At 66.8% G+C, this 26,671-nt stretch carries 23 protein-coding genes; 11 read left to right on the top strand and 12 right to left on the bottom strand.

What is annotated here, in order from left to right; genetic code table 11:
* Positions 1-46: 46 nt before the first annotated feature.
* Positions 47-2,500 (top strand): glucose/quinate/shikimate family membrane-bound PQQ-dependent dehydrogenase, encoded by a 2,454-nt coding sequence (locus tag EJI00_RS16015; protein ID WP_126748500.1) that lies wholly within the window; start codon positions 47-49, stop codon positions 2,498-2,500.
* 4 nt (positions 2,501-2,504) lie between these two features.
* Here the strand turns inward: EJI00_RS16015 and EJI00_RS16010 are convergent, their stop codons facing one another.
* On the bottom strand, positions 2,505-3,788 hold the full coding sequence (locus tag EJI00_RS16010; RefSeq protein ID WP_126748499.1) for a helix-turn-helix domain-containing protein: 1,284 nt from the start codon (positions 3,786-3,788) through the stop codon (positions 2,505-2,507).
* A 160-nt stretch (positions 3,789-3,948) separates the two neighbouring features.
* Here EJI00_RS16010 and EJI00_RS16005 point away from each other — a divergent pair, with 160 nt between their 5' ends.
* Positions 3,949-6,069, top strand: coding sequence for a PQQ-dependent dehydrogenase, methanol/ethanol family (locus tag EJI00_RS16005; protein WP_126748498.1), 2,121 nt, complete (start codon positions 3,949-3,951; stop codon positions 6,067-6,069).
* Positions 6,070-6,150: 81 nt separating this feature from the next.
* Here the strand turns inward: EJI00_RS16005 and EJI00_RS16000 are convergent, their stop codons facing one another.
* Positions 6,151-7,128 carry a tripartite tricarboxylate transporter substrate-binding protein gene (locus EJI00_RS16000; protein ID WP_126748497.1) on the bottom strand — a complete coding sequence of 326 codons (978 nt, stop codon included), beginning with the start codon at positions 7,126-7,128 and terminating at the stop codon, positions 6,151-6,153.
* A gap of 202 nt (positions 7,129-7,330) precedes the next feature.
* On the opposite strand from EJI00_RS16000, the gene EJI00_RS25545 reads away from it, so the two are divergent.
* Both EJI00_RS25545 and EJI00_RS15990 read left to right on the top strand, forming a co-directional pair.
* On the top strand, positions 7,331-8,521 hold the full coding sequence (locus EJI00_RS25545; protein WP_126748496.1) for a M48 family metalloprotease: 1,191 nt from the start codon (positions 7,331-7,333) through the stop codon (positions 8,519-8,521).
* A 125-nt stretch (positions 8,522-8,646) separates the two neighbouring features.
* Entirely contained in the window at positions 8,647-9,216 is a 570-nt protein-coding gene (locus EJI00_RS15990) for a type 1 glutamine amidotransferase domain-containing protein (protein WP_126748495.1), read from the top strand.
* Between the two features lie 27 nt (positions 9,217-9,243).
* Here the strand turns inward: EJI00_RS15990 and EJI00_RS15985 are convergent, their stop codons facing one another.
* Positions 9,244-10,410, bottom strand: a complete 1,167-nt coding sequence (locus EJI00_RS15985; RefSeq protein ID WP_126748494.1) for a citrate synthase — start codon at positions 10,408-10,410, stop codon at positions 9,244-9,246.
* 77 nt (positions 10,411-10,487) lie between these two features.
* On the opposite strand from EJI00_RS15985, the gene EJI00_RS15980 reads away from it, so the two are divergent.
* Both EJI00_RS15980 and EJI00_RS15975 read left to right on the top strand, forming a co-directional pair.
* Positions 10,488-11,606, top strand: a complete 1,119-nt coding sequence (locus EJI00_RS15980; protein ID WP_126748493.1) for a citrate synthase/methylcitrate synthase — start codon at positions 10,488-10,490, stop codon at positions 11,604-11,606.
* Between the two features lie 126 nt (positions 11,607-11,732).
* Positions 11,733-12,740: a hypothetical protein gene (locus EJI00_RS15975; protein WP_126748492.1), complete on the top strand. Its 1,008-nt coding sequence runs from the start codon at positions 11,733-11,735 to the stop codon at positions 12,738-12,740.
* On the opposite strand, the gene EJI00_RS15970 is transcribed toward EJI00_RS15975, so the two are convergent.
* The 7 genes from EJI00_RS15970 to EJI00_RS15940 all read right to left on the bottom strand — a co-directional run bounded on the left by EJI00_RS15970 (position 12,731) and on the right by EJI00_RS15940 (position 21,362).
* A complete protein-coding gene (locus EJI00_RS15970; RefSeq protein WP_126748598.1) occupies positions 12,731-13,978 on the bottom strand; it encodes a phenylacetate--CoA ligase family protein in 1,248 nt (415 codons plus the stop codon). The genes EJI00_RS15975 and EJI00_RS15970 overlap by 10 nt on opposite strands.
* Before the next feature lie 353 nt (positions 13,979-14,331).
* Positions 14,332-15,144 carry an ABC transporter ATP-binding protein gene (locus EJI00_RS15965; RefSeq protein WP_126748491.1) on the bottom strand — a complete coding sequence of 271 codons (813 nt, stop codon included), beginning with the start codon at positions 15,142-15,144 and terminating at the stop codon, positions 14,332-14,334.
* A 96-nt stretch (positions 15,145-15,240) separates the two neighbouring features.
* Entirely contained in the window at positions 15,241-16,572 is a 1,332-nt protein-coding gene (locus tag EJI00_RS15960) for an ABC transporter substrate-binding protein (protein ID WP_126748490.1), read from the bottom strand.
* Between the two features lie 55 nt (positions 16,573-16,627).
* Positions 16,628-17,692: a branched-chain amino acid ABC transporter permease gene (locus EJI00_RS15955; protein WP_126748489.1), complete on the bottom strand. Its 1,065-nt coding sequence runs from the start codon at positions 17,690-17,692 to the stop codon at positions 16,628-16,630.
* 1 nt (position 17,693) lies between these two features.
* Entirely contained in the window at positions 17,694-18,623 is a 930-nt protein-coding gene (locus EJI00_RS15950; RefSeq protein WP_126748488.1) for a branched-chain amino acid ABC transporter permease, read from the bottom strand.
* Position 18,624: 1 nt separating this feature from the next.
* Complete coding sequence (locus EJI00_RS15945) at positions 18,625-19,410, bottom strand: ABC transporter ATP-binding protein (protein ID WP_126748487.1); 786 nt, start codon at positions 19,408-19,410, stop codon at positions 18,625-18,627.
* Positions 19,407-21,362, bottom strand: coding sequence for an AMP-dependent synthetase/ligase (locus EJI00_RS15940; RefSeq protein WP_126748486.1), 1,956 nt, complete (start codon positions 21,360-21,362; stop codon positions 19,407-19,409). Before EJI00_RS15940 ends, EJI00_RS15945 begins: the two co-directional genes overlap by 4 nt.
* An 84-nt stretch (positions 21,363-21,446) precedes the next feature.
* On the opposite strand from EJI00_RS15940, the gene EJI00_RS15935 reads away from it, so the two are divergent.
* From EJI00_RS15935 to EJI00_RS15920, 4 genes are all read left to right on the top strand, one after another.
* On the top strand, positions 21,447-22,217 hold the full coding sequence (locus EJI00_RS15935; RefSeq protein ID WP_126748485.1) for a Crp/Fnr family transcriptional regulator: 771 nt from the start codon (positions 21,447-21,449) through the stop codon (positions 22,215-22,217).
* Positions 22,214-22,684 carry a hypothetical protein gene (locus EJI00_RS15930; protein WP_126748484.1) on the top strand — a complete coding sequence of 157 codons (471 nt, stop codon included), beginning with the start codon at positions 22,214-22,216 and terminating at the stop codon, positions 22,682-22,684. The genes EJI00_RS15935 and EJI00_RS15930 overlap by 4 nt, the downstream gene beginning before the upstream one ends.
* Positions 22,685-22,746: 62 nt before the next feature.
* Positions 22,747-23,511 (top strand): SDR family NAD(P)-dependent oxidoreductase, encoded by a 765-nt coding sequence (locus EJI00_RS15925; protein WP_126748483.1) that lies wholly within the window; start codon positions 22,747-22,749, stop codon positions 23,509-23,511.
* Positions 23,512-23,540: 29 nt separating this feature from the next.
* Complete coding sequence (locus tag EJI00_RS15920) at positions 23,541-23,798, top strand: hypothetical protein (RefSeq protein WP_126748482.1); 258 nt, start codon at positions 23,541-23,543, stop codon at positions 23,796-23,798.
* 133 nt (positions 23,799-23,931) lie between these two features.
* Here EJI00_RS15920 and EJI00_RS15910 read toward each other — a convergent pair whose 3' ends face one another.
* Both EJI00_RS15910 and EJI00_RS15905 read right to left on the bottom strand, forming a co-directional pair.
* Positions 23,932-24,975, bottom strand: coding sequence for an MBL fold metallo-hydrolase (locus EJI00_RS15910; RefSeq protein ID WP_126748481.1), 1,044 nt, complete (start codon positions 24,973-24,975; stop codon positions 23,932-23,934).
* A 61-nt stretch (positions 24,976-25,036) separates the two neighbouring features.
* The gene (locus tag EJI00_RS15905; protein ID WP_126748480.1) at positions 25,037-26,023 is read right to left on the bottom strand and encodes a tripartite tricarboxylate transporter substrate binding protein; all 987 of its coding nucleotides are present in this window, start codon (positions 26,021-26,023) and stop codon (positions 25,037-25,039) included.
* Positions 26,024-26,274: 251 nt separating this feature from the next.
* Here EJI00_RS15905 and EJI00_RS15900 point away from each other — a divergent pair, with 251 nt between their 5' ends.
* Positions 26,275-26,652: a VOC family protein gene (locus EJI00_RS15900; RefSeq protein ID WP_126748479.1), complete on the top strand. Its 378-nt coding sequence runs from the start codon at positions 26,275-26,277 to the stop codon at positions 26,650-26,652.
* Positions 26,653-26,671 lie beyond the last annotated feature (19 nt).

Below are 26,671 nucleotides of genomic sequence, written 5' to 3'. Positions count from 1 at the left end.
ACTTCGCAGTCTCCGAGAACCCGGGAACAACAAGGAGCTTCATGCCATGGCCGATGCCGCCGCGCGCCTACGTGCGCCATCTTCCACGCTGCTGACTGTCACTGCCGTCGTCATCGGCCTTGCGGGCCTGCCGCTGGCTGCGGCGGGCGCATGGCTCGTCGTGCTCGGCGGCTCCTGGTACTACCTGGCCGCGGGGCTCGGACTCATCGTTGCCGCGGTGCTGCTGCCGCGCGGAGGCGGCGCGGGCCTGTGGGTCTATGCGCTCGTGGTGGCAGTCACGTTGGCGTGGGCCTTGTGGGAGGTGGGCTTCGACTGGTGGCCGTTGGCGGCGCGTGGCGATGTGTTCTTCGTGATCGGCGTGTTCCTGCTCACGCCGTGGGTGGCGCGCGCACTCGCGCGCCGCAATGCCGTTGGCGTGGCGCCCGCGCGCGGTTTTCTCGGCGTGGTGCTGCTGGCCTTTCTGCTGGCCGCGGTGGTCTCGTGGACGCGCGACCCCACGCGCGTGGAAGGCACCATGCCCGCACCCACGGCACCTGTGGCCGCCGCCACACCGGCCAGCCCGCCGCCCGCCAAGCAGGATTGGACCGCCTATGGCGGCAACGCCATGGGCCAGCGCTATTCGGCGCTCGACCAGATCACGCCGGCCAATGTCGGCCAGCTTCAGGAGGCGTGGCACTTTCGCACCGGCGACGTGCGCGGGCAGAGCGGCGACCCCGAGGAGACGACCTTCGAGGTCACGCCGCTGAAAATCGGCGAGCGGCTTTTTCTTTGCACGCCGCACCAGTCGGTGGTGGCGCTGAACGCGACCACCGGCGAACAGCTGTGGCGCTACACGCCCGAGATTCGCCGCCCGCTCGCATTGCAGCACCTGACCTGCCGCGGCCTTTCGTATGACCCGGGCAGTGCCGTTCGGCCCGCGGCTGTTTCCACTGCTACGCCGGCACCCGCTGCGCCAGCACCCGCACCCGCCGGTGGCGATTGCGACGCCAAGCTCTTCATGCCCACTGCGGATGGCCGCATCCTCGCGCTCAATCCCGAGAGCGGCAAGCCCTGCATGCGCTTCGGCGGCGGCACCGGGCAGATCGATCTCTGGAAGAACATGCCCAATGTGAAGCCGGGTTCGTACTATTCGACTTCTCCGGTGGTCGTGACGCGCTCGCTCATCATCGTCGGCGGCACCGTGCTCGACAACGTCTCGACCCAGGAGACCTCGGGCGTGATCCGCGCCTTCGACATCGATACCGGCGCCCTGGTGTGGAACTGGGATTCGGGCAACCCCGACGACACCGCGCCCATCGCGGCCGACCGCACGTACACCGCCAACTCGCCCAACAGCTGGTCGATCTCCAGCGTCGACGAGGCGCTGGGCATGGTCTACGTGCCCATGGGCAACCAGCCGCCCGACCAGTGGGGCGGCAAGCGTACCGAAGGGGCCGAGCGCTACTCGTCGTCGGTGGTGGCGCTCGACCTGGCCACCGGCCGCGTGCGCTGGAGCTTCCAGACCGTGCACCACGACCTGTGGGACTACGACGTTCCCTCGCAGCCCAGCCTCATCGACCTGCGCGTCGGCAACGAGACGGTGCCTGCGCTGGTGCAGCCCACCAAGCAAGGCGAGCTGTTCGTGCTCGACCGGCGCGACGGCAAGCCGGTGGTGAACGTGCATGAGCGGCCCGCGCCGCAAGGCCCGGCCGAAGGCGACCACACCTCGCTCACGCAGCCCGTGTCGGACCTGTCTTTCGATCCGCCCGCGCTCACGCCGGCCGACATGTGGGGCGGCACCGTGTTCGACCAGCTCGCGTGCCGCATCGCATTCCATCGCCTGCGCTACGAGGGCCGCTACACGCCGCCTTCGACCGAAGGCTCGCTGATCTACCCGGGCAACTTCGGCGTCTTCAACTGGGGCAGCGTCGCGGTCGATCCGCAGCGGCAGATGGCCTTCACCACGCCCGCTTCGCTGGCCTTCGTGTCCAAGCTCATTCCGCGCAAGGACGACACCTCGCTTTACGTGCAAGGCAAGGACCGTCCCAACGACAGCCTGCCCGCGCTCAACGAGAACTTCGGCGCGCCGTTCGCGGTGCAGCTCAGCGCCTTCACCTCGGTGCTGGGCCTGCCGTGCCAGGCGCCGCCCTGGGGCCACGTGGCGGGGGCGGACCTGCGCACCGGCAGGGTGGTATGGAAGCACAAGAACGGCACCGTGCGCGACAGTTCGCCGTTGCCGCTGCCCTTTGCGATGGGCGTGCCCAGCCTCGGCGGGCCGATCATGACGGCCAGTGGCGTGGCCTTCTTGTCGGGCACGCTCGACTACTACCTGCGCGCCTACGACGTCGCCAACGGCAAGGAGCTATGGCGCAGCCGCCTGCCCGCCGGCGGACAGGCCACGCCCATGACCTACACCGGCAGCGACGGACGCCAATACGTGGTGGTGGCCGCGGGCGGCCATGGCTCGCTCGGCACGCGCACGGGCGATCATGTGATCGCCTACGCATTGCCCAAGCGCTGAGGGTTCAGCCGGCGGCGAGCGGCGCGCCCTGGCCGTCCTCTTCGCGCCAGCCGCGCAAGCGCCGGTACAGCGTGCCGCGCGACACGCCGAGCTGGCGCGCCGCCTGCGACACGTTGCCGCCTTGCGCCGCCAGTGCTTCCTCGATCAGCTTGCGGCTGTGCTCGCGCAGGGTCTCACCGTGCGCCGCTTCCGCGTGCATGGGGTTCGGCATGGCCGGGTCCGCGCAACCTTCTGCCGCAGGCGCCTTCATCGCGGCTGCAGGTTCGATCGGCAACACCGGCGCCGCCTCGCCGGGCATGGCCACCGCGTGCCTGAAGTCCGCGCCGTCCGCAGCCTTCAGCCGCGCCTGCACCCAAACACCGAGGCCACTCGCCAAGCGCATCGGCTGCGCGGACTCGCGACGGCCCAGCCTGAGCAGGCTCGCCAGATCGTGGCCCAGCATCGATTCGACGTCGCGCTCGCAGCTGTCTTCGGGCAGGCGGCCGATCAGCCGCGCGCCGGCGCCGTTGAGCCAGGCAATGGTGCCGTCTGGCGCCACGCCGGCCAGCGCTTCCATCGGCGTGCCGAGCAGGTTGGGGCTGGCCTGAAAGCGCAAGATCAGGTGGTCGCGCGACTGCGCCTGCAGCAAGCGGTTCTCGATGATCGTCGCGTACAGCGCCACCATCGACGCCGCGTCGAAACCGAAGCGCCGCGCTTCCATCGTGATGTCGAGCACGCCGGCGAGCTGGCCGGTCACGCCGCGAATGGGCGCTGCGGCGCATTGCATCTGCGACAGCACGTCGAAGTAGTGCTCCGCCCCATCGACGGTGCAGGCCTGCCCGGTGGTCGCCACGATGCCGGGCGCGGTGGTGCCGACGATGCGCTCGGAAATGTTCACGCCCACGCGCGCCGTCTTGCGCAGCACCGGCTGGTATGCGGCGGCCGGCTGCTGCGTGACATGCACCACCACGCCTTCGCCGTCGGTCAGGATCACGCGGCAATCGGTGCCCGCGAGCGCGCTTTCCATGCTCGCGAGTTCCTGCCGCGCCACTTCGAGCAGCTCGCGGTTGCGCGCCAGCGTGGCGTGCAGCCGGCTGGGCGTGACCGCGTCGAAGGGAACGATGCGCTGCCTGTCGCTGTGCGTGCGGGTGCAGCGCAGCCACGACTGGATCACCGCTTCGCCGACCAGCCCCGAAGGCCGCACGCCTTCCTCGAAGAACTGCTGCCGCGCGAGCGCCACGCGCTGCGCCGGCGTCGTTGAAAAGAGTTGGCGCGGCGCGTTGGCCTTGCCCAGCCTTTCGAAAGCCATGCTGTTCGCTGCTCCTCGGAGTGGGTAATCGGAGGGGACGAAGGGGAGTTGCTGACCCCTGCGAATGTGTTCCGCAATGGAACAGCGCCGGACTGGGGAAATCCCGAAGGTGAACGCAAGGACGGCAAAAACGATCCTTGCGGCACAAAGGAGACTCACGATGAAAAAGATCCACTCCGGCTTGCTTGCGCTTGCCGGTGCATTGCTGAGCCTGTGCGCGCCGATGGCCACCGCGCAGGGTTCCGCCAGCGCACAAGACCGCGCGGGCGCTGCCGTCAAGAAGGTGAACGGCGATTTCATCCGCGCCAACGCGGCCCGGAAGAAGACACCCGACTGGCCAAGCTACGGCCTCGACTACGCCGAGACGCGCTTCAGCAAGCTCGACCAGGTGAACGCCGGCAACGTGAAGCAGCTCGGCCTGGTGTGGTCGTACAACCTGGAGTCCACGCGCGGCGTGGAGGCCACGCCGCTGGTGGTGGACGGCATCATGTACGTCACGGCCTCGTGGAGCGTGGTGCATGCCGTCGACACGCGCACCGGGCAGCGGCTCTGGACCTTCGATCCGCAGGTCGACAAGTCCAAGGGCTTCAGGGGCTGCTGCGACGTGGTGAACCGCGGCGTGGCGCTGTACGAGGGCAAGGTCTACGTCGGCGCGTACGACGGGCGCCTCATCGCGCTCGATGCGGCCACGGGCCAGAAGGTCTGGGAGAAAAACACCATCGAGGGACAGAAGGGCTCCTACACCATCACCGGCGCGCCGCGCGTCTTCAAGGGCAAGGTCATCATCGGCAACGGCGGCGCCGAGTACGGCGTGCGCGGCTACGTCACGGCCTACGATGCCGCCACCGGCGAGCAGAAGTGGCGCTGGTTCACCGTGCCGGGCGATCCGTCCAAGCCCTTCGAGGACGAGTCGATGGCGCGCGCGGCCAAGACCTGGGACCCCAGCGGCAAGTACTGGGAGGCCGGCGGCGGCGGCACCGCGTGGGACACCTTCGCCTTCGATCCCGAGCTCAACCTGATGTACGTGGGCACCGGCAACGGCTCGCCGTGGGCGCGCAGCAAGCGCAGTCCCGGCGGCGGAGACAACCTCTACCTCGGCTCGGTGGTGGCCCTCAACCCCGACACCGGCAAGTACGTGTGGCACTACCAGGAAACGCCCGGCGACAACTGGGACTACACCTCGACCCAGCCCATGATCCTGGCCAACATCCAGATCGGCGGCAAGCCGCGCAAGGTGATCCTGCATGCGCCGAAGAACGGCTTCTTCTTTGTCATCGACCGCACCAACGGCAAGTTCATCTCGGCCAAGAATTTTGTCGAGGTGAACTGGGCCACCGGCTACGACACCAACGGCCGCCCGATCGAGATTGCCGCCGCGCGCCAGAACGAAAAGCCCGGCGACAGCATTCCCGGGCCCTTCGGCGCGCACAACTGGCACCCGATGTCGTTCAACCCGCAGACGGGCCTGGCCTATGTGCCCGCGCAGCACGTGCCGCTCAATCTCATGGACGACAAAGACTGGAAGTTCGACCAGAACGTGCCTGGCCGTCCGCACGGCGCCATGGGCTGGAACACCGCCATGTTCGCCAATGCCGAGCCGCCCAAGAGCAAGCCCTTCGGCCGGCTGGTGGCCTGGGACCCGGTGGCGCAGAAGGAGGCGTGGGGCGTCGACTACGGCTCGCCGTGGAACGGCGGCACGCTCACGACCGCGGGTAACCTGGTGTTCCAGGGCACGGCGGACGGGCGCCTGCTGGCCTACAACGCCAGGACCGGCGAGAAGCTCTGGGAAACACCCACCGGCACCGGCGTGGTCGCGGCCCCGTCGACCTACATGGTCGACGGCAGGCAGTACGTGTCGGTCGCGGTGGGCTGGGGCGGCGTCTATGGCCTCGCGCAGCGCGCCACCGAGCGGCAGGGGCCGGGTACGGTCTACACCTTCGCGATCGGCGGCACCGCCAAGATGCCCGACTTCGTGCAGTACCGCATGGACAAGCTGGTGCAGGGCGTGAAGTACGACCCCGCCAAGGTCCAGGCCGGCACCATGCTGTACGTGAGCAACTGCGTGTTCTGCCACGGCGTGCCGGGTGTGGACCGGGGCGGCAACATTCCGAACCTCGGCTACATGGATGCGGCCTACATCGAGAACCTCGACAAGTTCATCCTCAAGGGCCCGGCCATGGCGCGCGGCATGCCCGACTTCACGGGCAAGCTCTCGAGCGACGACATCGAGAGCATCAAGGCCTTCATCCAGGGCACGGCGGACGCGATCCGGCCCAAGTAAAGCAACGAGCCGCAGCATTAAAAAAAGCCGCCGGACCTGAGGTCCGGCGGCTTTTTTACTTGTCCGAAGATTCGAAAACGATCAGTCGGCGTACACGCCGGCGGCCTTGATGATCGGGCCCCACTTGGCGATTTCAGCCGAGACGAACTTCTTGTGCTCGGCCGGCTCGACGCGCTTGTCGGTCGTGATCACAGCGCCAAGGCCTTCCTGGCGCTTGATGAAGCCCGGGTCCTTCATGGCGGCCTTGATGGCTTCGTTGAGCTTCTTCAGCACCGGCGCCGGCGTGCCCTTGGGCGCGTACACGCCGTGCCAGATGGTCACTTCAAAGTCCTTCAGGCCCGATTCGGAGAGCGTGGGCAGGTCTTTCAGCACCGCCGGCGTGGTCAGGCGCTTGGACGTGGTCACGGCATAGGCCTTGACCTTCTTGGCTTCGATCTGCGACGTGGTGTTGGTGGTCTGGTCGCACAACAGGTCGATCTGGCCGCCCAGCAGGTCGGCGATGGCCGGCGCCGTGCCCTTGTAGGGAACCGGCGTCATCTCGGTCTTGAGCGCGCTCTGGAACAGCAGGCCGCACAGGTGCGAGGCAGCGCCCAGGCCGGCGTTGCCGAGGTTGATCTTGCCCTTGTTGGCCTCGATCCAGCCCGTCAGTTCCTTGTAGTTGTTGGCCGGCAGGCCCGGCTTGCCGATCAGCGTCATCGGCACTTCATTGACCATGCCGAGGTATTCGAAGTCGTTCTCCACGTTGAACGGCAGCTTGCGGTACAGCGCCGGCATGGTCGACATGGCGATGTGGTTCAGCAGCAGCGTGTGGCCGTCCGGTGCGGCGCGGGCCACCTTGGCGGTGCCGATGGAGCTGCCGGCGCCCGCGGTGTTGTCCACCACGATGGTCGCGCCGAGGGTCTTCTGCAGGGATTCGGCCAGGTCGCGGGCCACCCGGTCGGTCGGGCCGCCGGCCGTGAACGGCACCACGATGGTGACGGTCTTGCCTGCGGGGAAATCCTGGGCGTGGACGCCGAGGGCGGCAGCGGCAAGTGCCGTGAGTGCAAGCAGTTTCTTCATGGTGTCTCCCGAGACGGTGAAATTGAAAATGGCCGCGATCATAAGGGCTGACCGCGACCTGACATCTAGCGAATAGCCCTTAGGGTGGGCCCGAAATATGCCCTTTCCTGGGGCATGATGCGCGCTCGCAACTCGCGCCTGAGGGGGCGCGAAAAATAACCACAACACTGCTGGCCCAAGGCCGCATCGAGGAGGAATTTCAATGGACCCCTGGGTTTATCCGCGCGAGCGCTGGCTCGGCAACATCACGCTCGGGCTCGGCCTGCTGGTCTGGGCGGCGCTGGTGTTCGGCACTTTCGGCATTGCACTCATTTATGTGCTGCTCGGTTTCATCGGCTACGTGTTCGCGCAATCTGCCGTCATCGCCTGGATCAAGGGCACGGCCGTCAAGCTTTCGCCCACGCAGCTGCCTGAACTGCATGCACGCTTCCAGGCGTGCTGCGGCTATCTCGGCATCCAGGAGCCGCCCGAGGCCTACCTGCTGCACGGCGACGGCATCTTCAATGCCTTTGCCACGCGCTTTTTCGGCCGCAACTTCGTCGTGCTGCTGTCCGACGTGGTCGACGCCATGGAAGCGCAGCCCGACGGCATCAACTTCTACATCGGCCACGAACTCGGCCACATCCGCCGTGGCCACCTCACGGGCCACATCTGGCGCGCACCGGTGCTCTGGATTCCGCTGCTCGGCGCCGCCTATTCGCGCGCGCAGGAATACACCTGCGACCTGCACGGCGCCGCCTGCTGCGAGCAGGCCGACTCCCCACCCCGCGCACTCGTGGCACTGGCGGCCGGCGCGCAGCAATGGCGCAATGTCGACCTGCAGCGCTATGCCAACCAATCGGCCGGCAACAGCGGTTTCTGGGCCTCGTTCCATGAACTGATCGCCGGCTATCCGTGGCTCACCAAGCGCGTGGCGCGCACCATCGACCCGGCCGCCAAGTTGCCGAGCCGCAATCCGCTGGCGTATGTGCTCGCGATCTTTGTGCCCTACACCGGCCGCGCCGGCGGCGGCGCGCTCGGCCTGCTGGTGGTGGTGGCCATCATCGGCGTGCTCGCTGCGGTGGCCCTGCCGGCCTACAAGGAGTACGAGTCGCGCGCCGCGGTTTCGCAGGCCTGGTCGGAAGCCGCACCGGTGCGCGAAGCGCTCGGCAACTACTACAAGGAGAAGCAGGAGATTCCCGAATCGCTTGCAACCGCCGGCGCGCCAGAGTCCTTGCCCGGCGGCTCGGTGCTGACGCTCGACACAGACACCATGGTGGTCGACGTGGAGCTCCCCAAGGCAAAGGGCACGCTGCGCATGGAGCCATCGGCGACCGAAGACGGCATTTCCTGGAACTGCGTGGCCGGCGACGACCTGTCGCAAAAAGCCTTGCCGGTTTCTTGCCGCAAGTAACGGCAGGCCAAGCGTAAGAGAAGTTTTCCGCCTGTCGAACTGTCCGACAGGCGGACCCGGCTGGTGCCGATGCACGGCGCGGGGGCGGGCTTTAGGGTGAACTCTTGTCTAAGGAGTCTTCACCCATGCCCGTTATTTCATCTTCACTCGACGGAATGAAGGTTGCCATTCTCGTGTCGGACGGCTTCGAGCAAGCCGAGATGACCGAGCCGCGCAAGGCGCTCGACGCCGCCGGCGCACAGACGCAGATCGTTTCGCCGCTCGATGGCAGCGTGCGCGCCTGGAAACACCTCGACCCGGCCGACACCTTCGAAGTCGACGTGCCGCTCAAGAACGCCAATGCCGATGATTTCGATGCACTGCTTTTGCCCGGCGGTGTCGTCAACCCCGATGCGCTGCGCATCGACCAGAAGGCCGTGGCCTTCGTGCGCGCATTCGTCGAAGCGGGCAAACCCATTGCCGCCATCTGTCACGGCCCGTGGACGCTCATCGACGCGAGCGGCGTCAAGGGCCGCAAGTTGACCTCGTGGCCGTCGCTGCGCGCAGACTTGCAGAACGCCGGCGCGCAGTGGTTCGACAAGGAAGTGGTGGTCGACCAGAACCTGGTGACGAGCCGCAAACCCGATGACCTGCCGGCATTCAACCGCGAGATGACGAAGGTGTTCGAACTCGCCTACGAAGACGCCATTCATTGATGCGGGCTGAAAAGGGTTCTGCTGCGTTCAGCGCGTGAACCCCGGCCCTGTGTAGCGCGCACGCGGCCTTATCAGTTGCCCTGTGGCCTGCTGCTCGAGCACGTGGGCCGCCCAGCCGACTGTGCGCGCGAGCGCGAAAATCGTGAACGGCGCATCGGCCGGCAGCTTGTGCACGGCTGCCATGGCCACCAGCGCGAAGTCGATGTTCACCGCTTCGCCCAGCAGCCTTTCGCCCGCGGCACGCAGCTCCGCGAACACGGGTGGAAGCTCGATGCCCGCGAGCAGCGCCGCACTGCGCGCGTCGCCTTGCGGATAGAGCGGATGGCCGAAAGCCGCGAGCGGCCGGTCGTGCGCGAGCCACTCGCGCACCGCGGCCTCGCTGCCCGACGCGGCGGCGCTGCGCACGAGCGCCTGGACCGCCGCCGCGGCGCCGCCATGCAACGGACCTGTGAGAGTCGAAAGTCCGGTGAGCAGGCACGCCGCCATCGAAGCACCGGTCGATGCGGTCACGCGCGCCGCGAAAGTCGACGCGTTGAGTTCGTGGTCGGCCATCAGCACCAGTGCGCGGCGCAATGCGTCGGCCGCTTTGGGGCGGCGCCATGCCGCGGCAAGCCGCGCATGCAAGGGCAGGGCGGCGGAAGAGGCCGGGCCCAGCAGTGCATCAGCGAGCGTACCGATCGCTTCCGCGGCCTCGGCCTGCAGCACCGCGCGCGAGCGGCCGCGCGAGGGCGGATCGACCGCGGCGCGCGCCGCGAGTGCGAGCAGACCGGCCTGCAGGGGCGTCGCTTGCTCTGTGCTGTTCACCGATAAGGAGTCAGTGCATGCGAAGCGCGGCGGTGCGCTCTCCCACAGCAGCCCCGCCACGTCTTCCAGCGTCGCATGCTCCGCCAGCAGGCAGGCGTCCTGCCCGCGGTACCAGAGCCGCCCCTCGGCCACCGTGGATACGGCGGACGCCAGCACCGGCTCGCCCCATTGAATGGCTTCGCTTGCCACCGCCTCGCTGCTGCGCCGCCCGCGCGTGCGCGCGGCAATGCGCTGCACGTCGTCACGGTGATAGAGGCTGCGGCGCGGGTCCGCCGCATCGGGCTTGGCCCGGATGCGGCCGCGGCTCACGCTGGCGTAGAGCGTCTGCGGGCGCACCTGCATCAGTTCGAGTGCTTCGGCAGCGGGCAACCAGAGCGGTGGTTTGGTCATGTTGATGGAATAAATCAAGATTGACGTCAATATTAGCGCCGACAGAATGAACGCCATCTCATCAAGGAATGCAAGAAATGAACGACGAAGATGGCGGCCTCGAAGGCGTGGTGGCCGCGCACACGGTGCTGTCCGAAGTGGACGGCGCCGCCGGCCGGTTGGTGATCCGTGGCCATGAGCTCGATGAAATCGCGCAGCACTGGCGCTACGAAGACGCGGTGGCGCTGCTGTTCCAGGGCTTCGTCGACAAACTGCCCGACGCAGCCGGCCTGCGCGCAGGGCTGGGCCGCGCACGGCGCGAGGCCTTCGAGCGGCTGCAACCCAATGACGAAGCCATGCTGCGCAAGCTGCCGCCCATCGAAGCGGTTCGCGCCCTGCTCGCGCGCCTGCCCGACGGCGACGACCTGCCCACCGCGCTGCGGCTGGTGGCGGCGCCCGCGATCTACACCGCAGCGGTGATGCGCTGGCGGCTGGGCGTGCAGGCACTCGCACCCGACGAAGCGCTGCCGCAGGCTGCCGACATGCTTCGCATGCTGCACGGCCGCACACCCACCGAGGCGCAGGTCGCCGCGCTCGACACCTACCTGGTCACCGTGTGCGACCACGGCTTGAATGCGTCGACCTTTGCCGCGCGCGTGGTGGCCTCGACCGGCGCTGGGCTTGCGTCGGCGGTGCTCGCCGGCATCAGTGCGCTCAAGGGGCCGCTGCATGGCGGTGCGCCGGGCCCGGTGCTCGACGCGCTCGACGCCATCGGAACCGCGGCCAATGCCCGTGCGTGGCTCGAAGCGGCCGTGGCCGGCGGCCAGCGGCTGATGGGCTTCGGCCATCGCATCTACCGCGTGCGCGATCCGCGCGCCGATGCGCTGAAGGGGGCGCTGCGACGTTTGAGCGTCGATGGCGGCGTCAATGTCGCGCGTTTTGAACTGGCAGAGGCCGCCGAGCAAGCAGCGCTCGCCATCCTGCGCGAGAAGAAGCCCGGCCGCGCCCTGGAAACCAATGTGGAGTTCTACACCGCGCTGCTGCTCGAAGCCCTGGGCTTCGGCCGCGAGAGCTTCACCTGCGTGTTCGCCGCCGGCCGCGTGAGCGGATGGATTGCGCATGCGCGCGAGCAGGTGAAGAAGGGGCGGTTGATACGGCCGCAATCGGTGTACGTGGGGCCCGCGCCTGAAGAGGCCGAGGCCGCGCTCGCGCACTGAGCTCAAGCAGGCCGCATCGCGTGGGCTCCGGATTGCCGCCGCGTTCCGGTACGCTCGCCGTTTTCGAATCGCCCGGCCCACGCACGCCGGGCGACGGATTCATCAAGGCGAAAGTATTCCCATCGTATGGCGGCATCCCCATCTTTCGAGCGCGCGCAGCGCCTGCCCAGAGACTTCGCATGGATCGTGGTGGCGATCGATGCGGCCCTCTTCATCGTGAACATGACGGTGCAGCTGCTGCCTTCATCGCCGCACAGCGAGCAGATGCGCAGGGTGTACGCGCAGCCGGGCGTGTGGGTTCCGCTGCTGTCCCGCGTTGCCACGGTGTGGCTGCTGGCCGCCACGCTGGCGTGGTGCCATGCGCGCAAGGCGCTCGACGAGCGCGGCGCCGCCCGTGTTGCGCAGCTTCGCAGTCCAACGAGCCGTTTTGCCGCCGTGTTCCTGCCGGCGATGGTCGTCAATGCGCTTGCATTGACGCCGCTCTTCTACCAGGCGCAGGTGCTCTTCATGCCGGGCGGCTCGCTGCACGAGACGGTCGACATGTACGGCCTGCGCTCGATCATGGCCATGTCGATGCTGGTGCAGTCGGTCATCCAGATGATTGTTCTCGTTGCGAGCGTGTGGCTTGCCGCCCGTTTCGCGCTGCGCGAGCGCGGCATGGCCATCGAGGATGAAACGCCCGCCGCCGCGGCACCGACCCGCCGCGCGGTGGCGCTCGTGATCGCCGCGATGTTCGTCTCGCTGCAGATGTGGATCGGCAACGTCGCGAGCGGCTGGGTCGACACGTCGAGGGACTCCGACCTGGTGCCGCTTCTTCTCGGCTGGCTCGCGGTGCCGCTGCTGGTCCATGGGCTGGCGTTCTGGGGCGCATGGCTCGGTGCCGCACCGGCGCCCGCGCAAGCGCGTCCCTTCAGGGCCGTGGCGGCGGCGGTCACGGCTTTTGGCCTGCTGCAGGCGGTCTGCATCGCCCTCGCGGTCGGCGGGCTGGTGTGGGTTGCCAGCGTGAGCTTTTCGGGCCGCGGCAGCGACGGCAACCTCTTGATGCTCGCCGTTGCAATGGCAGCGGTCTACCTGGTGCTGCTGGTGGTGCTGGTGCGCGCCATCACGCGCCGCTTCTACCGCCGCTACTTGTAGCTGCGCGCGTCCTCGATCACCTTGCCGTCGTTCGGCAGCGTGCCCGGCGCCACCAGCTCGATGGTGCCGCGCAGCTTGGTCACTTCGCGCACCGCATCGGCAATGCGCGCATCGAGCCCGGCCGGCGCGCCGGCGCACTCGAGCCTGAAGGTCATCTGGTCGTCGCCCATCTCGCCCGACACCACGAGGCGCGCACGCACGATCTCCGGAAAGCGCCGAGCGATTTCGGCGACCTGCGAAGGATGCACGAACATGCCGCGCACCTTGGTGGTCTGGTCGGCCCGGCCGAGCCAGCCCTTGATGCGCTTGTTGGTGCGGCCCGTGGGGCAGGTGCCCGCGAGCACCGCGGAGAGGTCTCCGGTGCCGAAGCGCACCAGCGGATAGTCGGGGTTGAAGGTGGTCACCACGATCTCGCCCACCTCGCCGTCGGGCACCGGATCTCCGGTGCCGGGACGCACGATCTCGACCAGCACGCCTTCGTCGATCACCAGGCCTTCACGTGCGCTGGTCTCATAAGCGATGAGGCCGAGGTCGGCAGTGGCATAGCACTGGGTGCCCTTCACGCCGTGCGCGGCAATCCAGTCGTGCAGGCTGGGCGGAAAGGCTTCGCCGGAAACAAGCGCCTTGGTGAGCGAGGGCAACTTCAGGCCTTTCTCTTCGGCCTTCTCCAGCAAGATTTTCAGGAAGCTCGGCGTGCCCGCATAGCCTTCGGGCTTCAGGTCGACCATGGCTTCGAGCTGCTGCTCGGTCTGGCCGGTGCCGCCCGCAAACACGGTGCAACCCATGGCACGAGCGCCGCTCTCCATGATGGAGCCGGCCGGCGTCATGTGATAGCTGAAGCTGTTGTGAATGAGCTCGCCGGTGCGAAAGCCCGCTGCATGCAATGCACGCGCGGTACGCCAATAGTCGCGTGCTTCGCCTTCGGGCTCGTAGATGGTGCCGGGGCTTGCGAACACGCGGGGCATGCGGGTGCCGCGGCCGATGGTCGAGAAGCCGCCGAAGGGATCGTCGGCGCGGCGCTGCTTCTGCAGTTCGAGCAGTTCGGTCTTGCGCGTGACGGGCAGCCTGGCGAGTGCTTCGCGTGTCGTGATGTCGGCGGGCTTTACGCCGTCGAGGATCTTTGCGAAAGCGGGCGCGGCGGTCTGGGCCTGCGCAATCTGCTTCGGCAACGCAGCCAGGAGGTCGCGCTCACGTTCGGCGGGGTCACGGATTTCTAGCTTGTCGTAGTGGTCGGTCATGTCCGTACCCTTCATCTTTCAGTTCTGTTATTCCGTGAGGCTGGTTTGCGGGCGCTGTGCGGGAGCCTTCAGGGCTTGTGCAAAGGCCACCGGGTACTCCCCTCCGCGAATGTCCCCCGGGCTTCGGCCTCCTCCTTTATTTCGCTGTGCGGAGCACCCGATGCCCTGTGCACTTGGGCACGCTGTTGGTGTGCGGCCGATCAACGACCATCGCTCATAACGCGCACGTCGATGGGGTGCCTTGCGCAGCGAAATAAAGGAGGAGGCCGAAGGGCGGGGGACATTCGCGGAGAAAGGTACCCAGTCGGCGGGTGCGCCCCCTGAACAGGAGCACCCCAAACCACGAAAGGGCTTCACGCCAGCCACCTCTTGCGCCGCTTGTAGCTCTTCACGTCGCGAAAACTCTTCCGGTCCGCACCGCCGACGCCAAGGTAGAACTCCTTCACGTCCTCGTTCTCGCGCAGGCTCTTGGCCTCGCCGTCCATCACGATGCGGCCGTTCTCCAGGATGTAGCCGTAGTCGGCATAACGCAGCGCCATGTTGGTGTTCTGCTCCGCCAGCAGGAAGGTCACGCGCTCCTTGGTGTTCAGGTCTTTCACGATCTCGAACACTTCCTCGACGATCTGCGGCGCCAGGCCCATCGAGGGCTCGTCGAGCAGCACCATCGTCGGGTTGGCCATCAGCGCGCGGCCAATGGCGCACATCTGCTGCTCGCCGCCCGAGGTGTAGGCCGCCTGCGATGTGCGGCGCGTCTTCAGGCGCGGGAAGTACGCGTACACCTTCTCCAGCGTCTGCTGCACCGCCGCCTTGCCGTCGGTGCGCGTGTAGGCGCCGGTCATGAGGTTTTCCTCGATCGTCAGGTGCGCGAAGCAGTGGCGGCCTTCCATCACCTGGATCAGCCCGCGCTTCACCAGCTCGGAGGGCGAGAGCGCCTCGATGCGCTCGCCGCGCAACTCGATGGTGCCCTTGGTCACCGCGCCGCGTTCGCCCGCGAGCAGGTTGCTCACGGCGCGCAGCGTGGTCGTCTTGCCCGCGCCGTTGCCGCCGAGCAGCGCCACGATGCCGCCCTCGGGCACTGTGAGCGAAACGCCCTTCAGCACGAGGATCACGTGGTTGTAGATGACCTCGATGCCGTTGACGTCGAGAAGGATTTTGGATTCGCTCATGGTGTGGTCCGAAGCATTCGAAAGAACAACGACAGCAAAGAGGCTGTTCTTGCGAATGGCGGCTCTTGCGAGCCGCCACGGTTCATCAACTAGTGATCAGGAACTGCAGTCGGCCGCATCGCGGCGGGTGAGCTTCTTCTCGCCCGCGTACTTCTCGGCCGCAACCTTCACCATCGGCTTGATGATCTGCTCGTCGGCCTGGTACCAGTCGGACATGCCGCCCCACTTGGCGCCGTCCCAGGTGTGCACGCGCGCCCAGGTCGATCCCATGTGGTCCTGGCACGACGTGCTCAGCGGACGCAGCACGCCCGAGAAGCCGAGCGAGTCGAGCTTCTTCTGGTCGAGCGCCAGGTTCTCCATGCCCCAGCGCACTTGCTCGCCCGTCATGACCTTGCCCTTGCCGAAGCGCTCCTGCGCGCGCTTCACCGCTTCGACGCCGAGCATCTGGATGATCACGCCGCGCGTGTAGAGCACCGAGCCCACTTCTTCCTTCGGCCCCGTGCCCTGGCCCTTGTCGTGCACCTGCTTGAGGATTTCCTGGATCACCTTGGGCTCGGTGCCCGAGGTGTTGAGCGCCAGCGCGTTGTAGCCCTTGGCATTGGCGCCCACGTCCTTCACGTCAGGCTCGGCGCCGGCCCACCACACGCCGTACATCTTCTCGCGTGGGTAGCCCGTGGCCACGGCTTCCTTCAGCGCGGTGGAGTTCATCACGCCCCAGCCCCACAGCAGCACGTAGTCGGGCCGCGACTGGCGCACCTGCAGCCAGGCGGACTTCTGCTCCACGCCGGGCGCGGTGACCGGGATGAGCGACAGCTCGAAGCCGTTCTGCTTGGCGCGCTCCTGCAGCAGCGGAATCGGCTCCTTGCCGAAAGGCGAGTCGTGATAGACAAGGGAGATCTTCTTGCCCTTGAGCTTGTCCATGCCGCCTTCCTTCTTGCCGATGTGCTGGATCAGGATGTCGGCCGCGGTCCAGTAGCTGCCCATCAGCGGGAAGTTCCACTTGAACACGCTGCCGTCCTGCGACGCCGAGAGGCCGTAGCCCAGCGTGATGAGCGGGATCTTGTCGGTGGGCACCTTGTCGGTCAGCGCAAAGGTGATGCCGGTGGCCTGCGGGTCGAACAGCGTCACGCCGGGCCGGCCCTTCAGGCGCTCGTAGCACTCCACGCCCTTGTCGGTGGCGTAGCCGGTTTCGCATTCCTCGTATGCGATCTTCACGCCGTTGATGCCGCCTGCGGCGTTGACGTACTTGATGTAGTCCTGCTTGCCGTTGGCCCATGGCGTGCCGTTGGGCGCATAGGGCCCGGTGCGGTACACCAGCAGCGGGAAGAACTGTTCCTTGGCCTGGGCTTGCGCGAGCGATGGCGCAAGCAGCGTGCCGGCGGTGCCGGCCACCAGGGCGGCGGTCAGAGCGAGCGATTTCAGTTTCATGCCTGTCTCCTTATGTGGGCACCTCTGTGCCGGTTTCTACGAACGAGTCAAAAAATCAGTGGGGGAAGGGCCAGAGCCGCAATTTCTCCTTGCCGGTGGACCACAGCCTTGCAAGGCCGTGCGGCTCCACGATCAGGAAGAACACGATCAGCGCGCCGAAGATCATGGTCTCCAGGTGCGAGGCCAGCGCGGTAGAGATCGAGAAGCCCAGCCACCCGGGCAGCTGGTTCAGAAAGAGCGGCAGCAGCACGATGAACGCGGCGCCGAAGAAGCTGCCCATGATCGAGCCGAGCCCGCCGATGATCACCATGAAGAGCAGCTGGAACGAGCGGTCGATGCTGAAGGCCGCGGGCTCCCAGGCGCCCAGGTGAATGAAGCCCCACAGCGCGCCGGCCACGCCGACGATGAAGCTGCTCACCGCAAAGGCCGTGAGCTTGGCGTACACCGGGCGAATGCCGATCACCGCGGCGGCCACGTCCATGTCGCGCATGGCCATCCACTCGCGGCCGATGGCGCTGCGCACCAGGTTCTTGGCAAGCAGCGCGAACACCACCACGAAGACCAGGCAGAACAGGTACTTCTGGACCGGCGACTCGATCGGCACGCCGAACACGTTGAGCCCCGCCACGCTCACCGAACCTGAGGACGAATTGTTGGTGAACCACTGGATGCGAAGAAACGCCCAGTCGGTAAAGAACTGCGCCGCCAGCGTGGCCACCGCGAGGTACAGCCCCTTGATGCGCAGGCTGGGAATACCGAACAGCACGCCGATGATCGTGGCGCACAGGCCGCCGAGCAGCAGCGATGCAATCAGCGGCATGCCGTCGATGCGCACCTGGAAGTTGTAGGCCGCATACGCACCCACCGCCATGAAGGCACCGGTGCCCAGCGAGATCTGCCCGCAGTAGCCGACCAGGATGTTGAGGCCCAGCGCGGCGAGCGAAAGAATGAGAAAGGGCGTGAGGATGGCGCGCATCCAGTAGTCGGACACGCCCAGCGGCACCACGATGAAAGCCACGAGCAGCAGCACCAGGATGGCGATGCGGTCCTGCGCGATCGGGAAGATCTGCTGGTCGGCCCTGTAGCTCGACTTGAATTGGCCGTTTTCTCTATAGAACATCTCAAACCCGATCGATGATCTTCTCGCCGAACAGGCCTTGCGGGCGAACCAGCAGGAAGACCAGGGCAAGAACGTAGGCAAACCAGATCTCGATGCCGCCACCGAGCATGGGGCCGAGATAAATTTCAGAAAGCTTCTCGCCCACGCCGATCAGCAGGCCGCCGATGATGGCGCCCGGAATCGAGGTGAGCCCGCCCAAAATCACCACCGGCAGCGCCTTCAGTGCCACCAGCGAAAGCGAGAACTGCACGCCCAGCTTCGATCCCCAGATGATCCCGGCCACCAGTGCCGAGAAGCCGGCCACCGACCACACGATCACCCAGATGCGCTTGAGCGGAATGCCGATGGACTGCGCGGCCTGGTGGTCGTCGGCCACCGCGCGCAGCGCACGGCCCGTGGCGGTCTTCTGGAAGAAGATGGCCAGCACGACCACAAGGCCCGCGGCCACCAGCGCGGCGATCAGGTCTTCCTGGCTCAGCAGCAGCCCGCCGGGGAAGGTGCCCTGCAGCACCATCAGCGGTTCCTTGGGCATGCCCACGTCGATCTTGTAGATGTCGTTGCCGAAGATCGTCTGGCCCACGCCGTCGAGAAAGTAGGCGATGCCCAGCGTGGCCATCAGCAGCGTGATGCCTTCCTGGTTCACCAGCTTGCTCAGCGCAAGCCGCTCGATGAGCCAGGCCACGATCACCATCACGCCCATGGCCGCGACAAAGGCCAGGATGTTCGCGAGGATCTGGCTTTCGAAGCCGAACCACTGCGGAAACCACTCGGCAAAGCGCGCCATGGCCAGCGCCGCAAACAGCACCATGGCGCCCTGCGCGAAGTTGAACACGCCCGAGGCCTTGTAGATCAGCACGAAGCCAATCGCGATCAGCGAATAGAGCATGCCGACCATGAGGCCGCCAAACAGTGTCTCTAGAAAAAAGCCCATGTCAGTGCTCCACACCCAGGTACGCCCGGATGACGTCTTCGTTGTTGCGCACCTCGTGGGGCGTGCCGTCGCCGATCTTCTTGCCGTAGTCGAGCACCACCACGCGGTCGGAGATGTCCATCACCACGCCCATGTCGTGCTCGATGAGGACGATGGTGGCGCCGAACTCGTCGTTCACGTCGAGGATGAAGCGGCTCATGTCCTGCTTTTCTTCCACGTTCATGCCGGCCATCGGCTCGTCGAGCAGCAGCACCTGCGGCTCCATGGCCAGCGCGCGGCCCAGGTCGACGCGCTTTTGCAAGCCGTAGGGCAGGCGGCCCACGGGCGTCTTGCGGTGCGCCTGAATCTCGAGAAAGTCGATGATGTGCTCGACGAACTCGCGGTGCTTCAGCTCTTCGCGCTCGGCCGGGCCCCAGCGCAGCGCCTGCGCGAACAGGCCGCTCTTCATCTTGAGGTTGCGGCCCGTCATGATGTTGTCGAGCACGCTCATGCCCTTGAAGAGCGCCAGGTTCTGGAAGGTGCGCGCCACGCCCATCTCGGCCACCTGGCGCGAGTTCATGTGCTTGAAGGTCTGGCCTCGAAAGGTGATGGAACCCTGCTGCGGCCAGTACACGCCGTTGATGCAGTTCAGCATCGAACTCTTGCCCGCGCCGTTGGGGCCGATGATGGCCCGCACCTCGTGCTCGCGCACGTTGAAGCTGATGTCGGTGAGCGCCTTCACACCGCCGAAGCTCAAGGAGATGTTCTGGACGTCGAGGATGACGTCGCCAATCTTTCGGTTGCTCATGCGGCGGCCTTCACGATGGGGAAGGTCTGGGCCCCGACGATCTTCAGCGTGGCGCTGACAACCCCCGTGCGTCCGTCCTCGAACTTGACCTGGGTCTCGATGTACTGCTCGGTCTTGCGGCCGTAGAGCGCATCGACAAGCACCGCGTATTTCTCGGCGATGAAGCCGCGGCGCACCTTGCGCGTGCGGGTGAGCTCGTCGTCGTCGGGGTCGAGCTCCTTGTGCAGCACCAGGAAGCGCGCGATCTGCGTCTCGCCCATGCCGTCTTCGCTCGCAAGGTCGGCATTCACCTTGGCGATGCATTCGCCCACCAGCGTCAGCACCTCGGGCTTGCCGGCCAGGTCGACATAGCCGCCGTAGGCCAGGCCACGCCGCTCGGCCCAGTTGCCCACGGCCTCGAAGTCGATGTTGATGGCCGCGCAGACCTCGCTGCGCCCGTTGCCGAAGCACACGGCTTCCTTGATCTGCGGGAAGAACTTGAGCTTGTTCTCGATGTAGTTGGGCGCAAAGATCGCACCGCTCACGAGCCGGCCCACGTCCTTCGCGCGGTCGATGATGCGCAGGTGGCCTTCGCTGTCGAGCACGCCAGCGTCGCCGGTGTGGAAGTAGCCGTTCGCATCGAGCACTTCGGCGGTGGCGTCGGGGCGCTTGTAGTACTCCTTGAGCACCGACACGCCGCGCACCAGCACCTCGCCGTCGTCGGCGATCTTCAGTTCGATGCCCGGCGCGGCGGTGCCCACCGTTTGCAGCTTGACCTTGCCGTCCTGCTGCAGGCACACGTAGGCGCAGGTCTCGGTCTGGCCGTAGAACTGCTTCAGGTTGACGCCGATGGAGCGGTAGAAGCGGAACAGGTCGGGCCCGATGGCCGCGCCGGCTGTGTAGGCCACGCGGATGCGGCTCATGCCCAGCACGTTGCGCAGCGGCCCGTACACCAGCAGGTTGCCCAGGCCGTACATGAGCCGATCGCCCGTGCCCACCGGCGCGCCGTTGAGAATGTCCGCGCCCACGCGCTGCGCGAGCGCCATGAACTTTGCGTACAGCCAGCGCTTGGGCGCCGCCGCGTCTTCCATGCGGATCGACACGGCCGTGAGCAGGCCTTCGAAGGTGCGCGGCGGGCCGAAGTAGTAGCTTGGCCCGATCTCGCGCATGTCGTTCATCACCGTTTCGCTCGACTCGGGGCAGTTGAGCGTGAAGCCGCCCACCAGCCACTGCGCCACCGAGAACAGGTGGTCGCCCACCCACGCCATCGGCAGGTAGCTCATGATGTTGTCGCCGGGGCCGAGCTTGTCGGTTTCCACGCCGCCGCGGCCCGCCGCAATGAAGCTCGCATGCGTCTGGCACACGCCCTTGGGCCGGCCGGTCGTGCCGGAGGTGTAGAGGATCACGCCGACGTCGACCGCCTCGCCGCTGGCCACCGCGCGGTCGTAGTAGCCGGGGTTGGCCTTGTCGAAGGCGCGGCCCAGTTCGCGCAACTGGTCGTAGCTCATGAGCCCGGGCTGGTCGTAGTGGCGCAGGCCCTTGGGGTCGTCGTAGATGATGTGGCGGATGCCGTGCTGCTCGTTCTTTTGCAGCTCGCGGCATTCGAGCAGCTTGTCGACCTGCTCCTGGTCTTCGACGATCACGAAGTCGATGGCCGCGTCCTGCAGCATGAAGACCATTTCGCTGGCCACCGCGTCCTGGTAGAGCGGCACCGGCACGCCGCGCAGGCTCTGCGCCGCGAGCACCGCCATGTACAGGTGCGGGCGGTTGGCGCCGACGATGGACAGGTTGTCGAAGGGCTTGAAGCCCAGGCTCGCGAGGCCGCAGGCCATCTCGCGCACCTCTTGGGCCACGGCGCTCCAGCTCCAGGTTTGCCAGATGCCAAGGTCCTTCTCGCGGACGGCGGGCGCATCGGGCTGGGCCTGGGCGTGCGCGAGCAGCAGGCGGGGAAAGGTGGGGTCGGTGGTTTGCACAGTGGGCGGATCGTAGGCCTCACTTTGACGCTGCGTTGTCGTTCCAACGACAATCCTAGGGACACTACTCCCCGAAGTTTCCCGATGCTTCACGGCCATTCAAACCACAGCACGCCAGGCAGTTCGATCAGGGATCGGGTGCGCTCCGCCAAGGCCGCCGAGCTCGACGGCATTCCGTGGCTGCCCACGCTCACGCCCACCGAGCGCCGCCGTGCCGAAGCCGCGCTGGTGGTCGGCGAGGCCGAGGTCGGCGACCTGGTCTGCCGCGTCGGCCGCTCGCCCACCTACTGGTTCGGCGTGGTCGAGGGCCTGCTCAAGATGAGCAACGACAACGCCGACGGCGGCTCCGTCACCTACACCGGCATACCGCCCGGAGGATGGTTCGGCGAAGGCACGGTCATGAAGCGCGAGCCCTACCGCTACAACATCCAGGCGCTGCGACGCAGCGTGGTGGCGGGCCTGCCGATCGACAGCTTTCATTGGCTGCTGGACCACTCGATCGGCTTCAACCGCTTTGTGATGAACCAGCTCAACGAGCGGCTCGGCCAGTTCATTGCGGCGCTGGAAATCGACCGCCTCAACAACCCCGACGCGCGCGTGGCGCGCAACCTGGTGTCGCTGTTCAACCCGGTGCTGTACCCCGGCGTGGGCGAAGTCTTGCGCATCACGCAGCAGGAGCTGGCCTACCTCGTCGGCCTTTCGCGCCAGCGCGTGAACGAGGCGCTCAACGGCCTTTCGGCGCAGGGGTTGATCCGTGTGGAGTACGGTGGGTTGCGCGTGCTCGACCTGCCGGGCCTGCGCGCGACCGCGATATCGAACAAGAAGAACACCTCACCGGAAACGGAAACCTCATGACCCTCGAAGACCAGCTCCAGATCGTTTCCGCGAATGCCGAAGCGGCCCTTGTTCCGCCGCCCGAGACGCGCAAACCAGACACCGGCGAGACCGGCCCCACGCTCGAAGAAGCGATGGCACGCAACGAGGCGCTCACCGAGAAGCTCGATGCGCTCGATGCGGTGCTCGCCAAGCCGCTTGCCGAAATTCTTGCCGAGCGCGAGAAGGCCGACGAGGCCGCTCTTGCATGGGACCGCTTCGGCGCCATGTGGATGCTCTCGCAGCGCGCCATGCGGCGCGTGGCCCTCGACCTTGCGGCGCAACTCGGCGTGAGCGAGGAAGAAGTCGTGGCGCGCGCCATGACCCACGCCAACGCGGTGCTCAACGGTGCGGACGAGGTCGACCTTGGCGGCACCATCGCACCCGCACAGCTGCAGCACATCGCGCGGCACCGCAACTTCCTGCGCACGCAGTTCCGCACCGGTTGAGCCGCCGAGCCCTTGTTTGCATACCGCTTAACCTCCCGCCTTCGTTCAAGAAAGTTCTTTTGATGACTACCTCCCAACTCACCCTGATTACCGGCGCGTCGCGCGGCCTGGGCCGTGCCATGGCCGCGCAGCTGCTGCAGGCCGGCCACATGGTGCTCGGCATCTCGCGCAGGCAAGACCCGCAATTGGCCGAGCTGGCCGCCAAGGCCGGCGCCGAGCTCATCCAGTGGGAGCAGGACCTGTCGGAGCCTGTGGCCGCGGCGGCGCGCGTCTCCGCATGGCTCAAGACACTCGACGGCCAGCGCTTCGACGGCGTGACCCTGATCAACAACGCCGGCACCGTCGGCAACCCGGCGCCGCTCGCGAGCGCGGTGCCGGCCGAACTGGCGCAGGCCCTGCGCATCGGCCTCGAAGCGCCGATGCTGCTGACCGCCGCCTTCCTGGGCGCCACCCGCGAATGGCGCGGCACACGCAAGGTGCTGAACATTTCGTCGGGCCTGGGCCGCAACGCCATGGGCAGCCAGGCGCCTTACTGCGCCGCGAAGGCGGGCATGGACCACTACTCGCGCGCCGTGGCGCTCGAAGAGGCGCACCTGCCGAACGGCGCGCGCATCGTGTCTCTGGCGCCGGGCGTGATCGACACCGACATGCAGGTGCAATTGCGCGGCGCCTCGGCCGAGAAGTTTCCAGACCGCGGACGCTTCGAAAAGCTGAAGAACGAAGGCATGCTCGACAGTCCCGAGACCGCCGCGGCCAAGGTGCTCAAGTACCTGGCGCGCGCCGATTTCGGCAGCAACCCCGTGGCCGACGTGCGCGACCCGGCCTGAACGCCGCGCACAAGCAACCGAGAACGAACATGGCCACCGCAAAGTCGATCGACACCAACGACTACAAGCTCTTTCCTTCGCCGAGGAACGTGCACCGCATCGTCTTCGAGCACCAGGTCTTCGTGCCGTACCCCTACGCGCTGATCGTGATGGACGAGTTCTACTTCAAGGGCCGCTACAGCCTTTTCTCCGCCTGCCGCCTGAGCGATGGAAAGATGGGGCAGGTGGCAACGTTCGAGCTGGCATCGGACGTGGAGATCTTCAACAAGAAGTTCACGCCGGATTGACCCGGTCTTTCTCCCTCCCCTTCCTGGGGAGGGCAGGGGCGGGGGCACGACGGCCTTCATTGCCGCGCAGCCTCAAGCGCAGGAACTGCCCCCATCCCAGCCTTCCCCCAGAGGGGGAAGGAGCAGGGCAACGTCACTGCAACAGGAACCTGTCGCGCTGCGCCCGCGCGCACCCGCCCATTACCGCCAGCGACCGCTCCACCGTGGGCGTGCCGAGCACAAAGGGGTTTGCGGCCGGAGCAGGCTGCTGCCGCAGCGCGGCGAGCTTGGCTTGCGAGCCGTCGATGTTGGAGTGGTTCGACAGCAGCACATCGATGCGCTGGGTCTGCACGATGGCGCCCATGCGCTCCGTTGCACCGATGTAGCTGTCCAGCCGCGGCACGTCCTTGCCGAAGTTGAAGCCCGTGCCGCCCCAGAGCATGGCGCGGTGCTTCTGGCCGTTCGAGGTGACGTCGAACACCGGAGAGATCGTGCCCATGGTGTGGCCCGGGGTGAGATAGAGCGTGACGCTGGTGTCGCCCAGCGTGATGCGGTCGCCGTCTTTTGCCGAAATGTCGCGTGGACCGCGCTTGGGCGGCGCACCCCAGATCGGCGTCGCAAACTCGAGCCGGGTCTCGGTCATGGTCCAGTCGGCCTCGCTCATTACCACGCGTGCGCGGTACTTCTCGGCAAGGTAGGGCGCGCCGCCGTAGTGGTCGCCATGGCCGTGCGTGACGATCACGTACTTGATCTGCGCCGGGTCGAGCCCGAGCTTGCGCATGCCGCCTTCGATGAGCGCCGCGGCTTCGGCCTGGGTGTTGAGCGCATCGACGAGGATGATGCCGTCCGAGGTCTTGATGGCCCAGGCGCTCACCCAGTCAGCACCCACGAAATACAGGTTGTCGAATGCCTGGCCCGGCGGCGGCGCGGGCCGCGCGATGAATGCGGCCAGGCCCTTGTCCAGCTCGGCCTGGGGCGGCCGGGTGGCGGGAGCGGGTTTGCAGAGGGTCAGCAGCGCCGTCAGGTCGGAGCCGGCGGCGCGCGTGGCGGTGGCGACATGCGCAGCCACGCTGGCCTGCGACGGGGCCATTTGCTGCTGCGGCGTCTGCGCGCAGCCCTGCAACAGGGCGACCACCGCCGCGGCCAGCGCGGCGGTGTTCAGCAGAAAGGCGTTGTTGGAATTCTTGCGCTGTGCCATCGCTGTCTCCATGCCGCCGATGCGGCCTGTTGTGGAGACAACATTCTGCGATGCCCGGCGCTTATTCGATAGTCGCGCCGGAGGCTTGCACGATGCCCTTCCACTTGTCGTAGTCGGTCTTCAGCAGTGTCTCGAATTGTTCGGGCGTCATGGCCTGCGGCTCGGCGCCCTGGGCAATGATGGCGGCCTTCATTTCAGGCGTGGCCAGCAGCTTGTTCACTTCCGTATTCAGCGTGGCGATCACGTCCTTCGGCGTCTTGGCCGGCACGAACAGGCCGTACCAGGTGGACACGTCGAAGCCCTTGTAGCCGAGCTCGGCCACGGTGGGCGTGTCAGGCAGCGAGGTGCTGCGCTTGGCCGAGGTCACGGCCAGCGGGCGCAGCTTGCCCGCCTTGATCTGCGCCAGCGCCGAAGGCACCGACGACACCATCAGGTCGACGTTGCCCGCGAGCACGTCCATCATGGCCGCATTGGAGCCCTTGTAGGGCACGTGGCGCATCTTGATCTGCGCGGCGCCGTTGAAGATTTCGCCGGCCAGGTGAATGGTGGTGCCGTTGCCGGGCGAGCCGTAGGTGACGGTGTCGGGCGCGGCGCGCGCGGCGGTCACCACGTCGTTGAGCGTCTTGAATCTGGAGTTGGCCTGCGTGACGATCACTACCGGCGTGTAGGCCACATGGGCCACGGCGGTGAGGTCTTTCACCGGGTTGTAGCTCAGGTTCTTGTAGAGCCAGGGCGCAACGACCATGTTGTCCTTCTGGCCCATCACGATGTCGTAGCCGCCGGGCGCGGCGCGCGCGGCCTCGGCAATGCCGATGGTGCCGCCGGCACCGCCGCGGTTGTCGGGCACCACGGTCCAGTGGTTGGTCTCGGTGAGCTTCTGGGCCACCAGGCGCGCCAGGATGTCGGTGCCGCCGCCGGGCGGGAAGGGCACGATCATGCGAATGGGCTTCGCGGGATAGGCCGCGGTCTGCGCGTGCGCGGTGGCCGCCGTGAAAGCCAGGGGAAATGCGAGCGCGAGGGCCAGCGTGCCGAGTTGTCTGCGGATCATAGGTTGCTTGTCTCTTGTGTGAACGATTCGGGGTTGCAGCCGTGGATGGCGGTCACTGCACCGGGGGTGCAGTGTGCCGGAAGCGGGGCCGCGTGGATTCTTCATTCGCGATGAGGCCCTTATTGGCTGGCGGGGTATTTTCCGACGGATTGACAGCCGCCCGCGGACGTCGAATACTTCACCGGATGGTTGAGTATTTTTGGCTCGCCCGCCGCGCTTCCACCGCACGATGGGCTTCACAGGAGACTCGCATGCTTGGAAACGTCAACGCGGTTGCCAATCTCGCGGTGAAAGATCTCGCCGTGGCGCGCCGCTTCTACGAAGACACGCTGGGACTCACGCAAGTCGATGCGGAAGGCGACGAGGTGATCGTCTACCGCAGCGGCACCTCGCGCATCAATGTGTACCGCTCGGCCTTCGCCGGAACCAACCAGGCCACGGCCGTGACCTGGCCGGTCGATGGCGACATCGAGCGCATCGTGGCCGCGCTGAAGGCCAAGGGCGTGCGCTTCGAGCACTACGACATGCCCGATACGCGGCTCGAAGGCGACATCCATGTCATGGGCGACATGAAGGTCGCCTGGTTCAAGGACCCGGACGGCAACATCCTCAACCTCATCAACGATTGAGGATGCGGCCGCTGCCGCT

This window comes from Variovorax sp. DXTD-1, from assembly GCF_003984625.1.
Classification (GTDB): domain Bacteria; phylum Pseudomonadota; class Gammaproteobacteria; order Burkholderiales; family Burkholderiaceae_C; genus Variovorax.
Note: the sequence above shows the minus strand (reverse complement) of the source record. Positions and strands in the feature narration are given on the sequence as shown.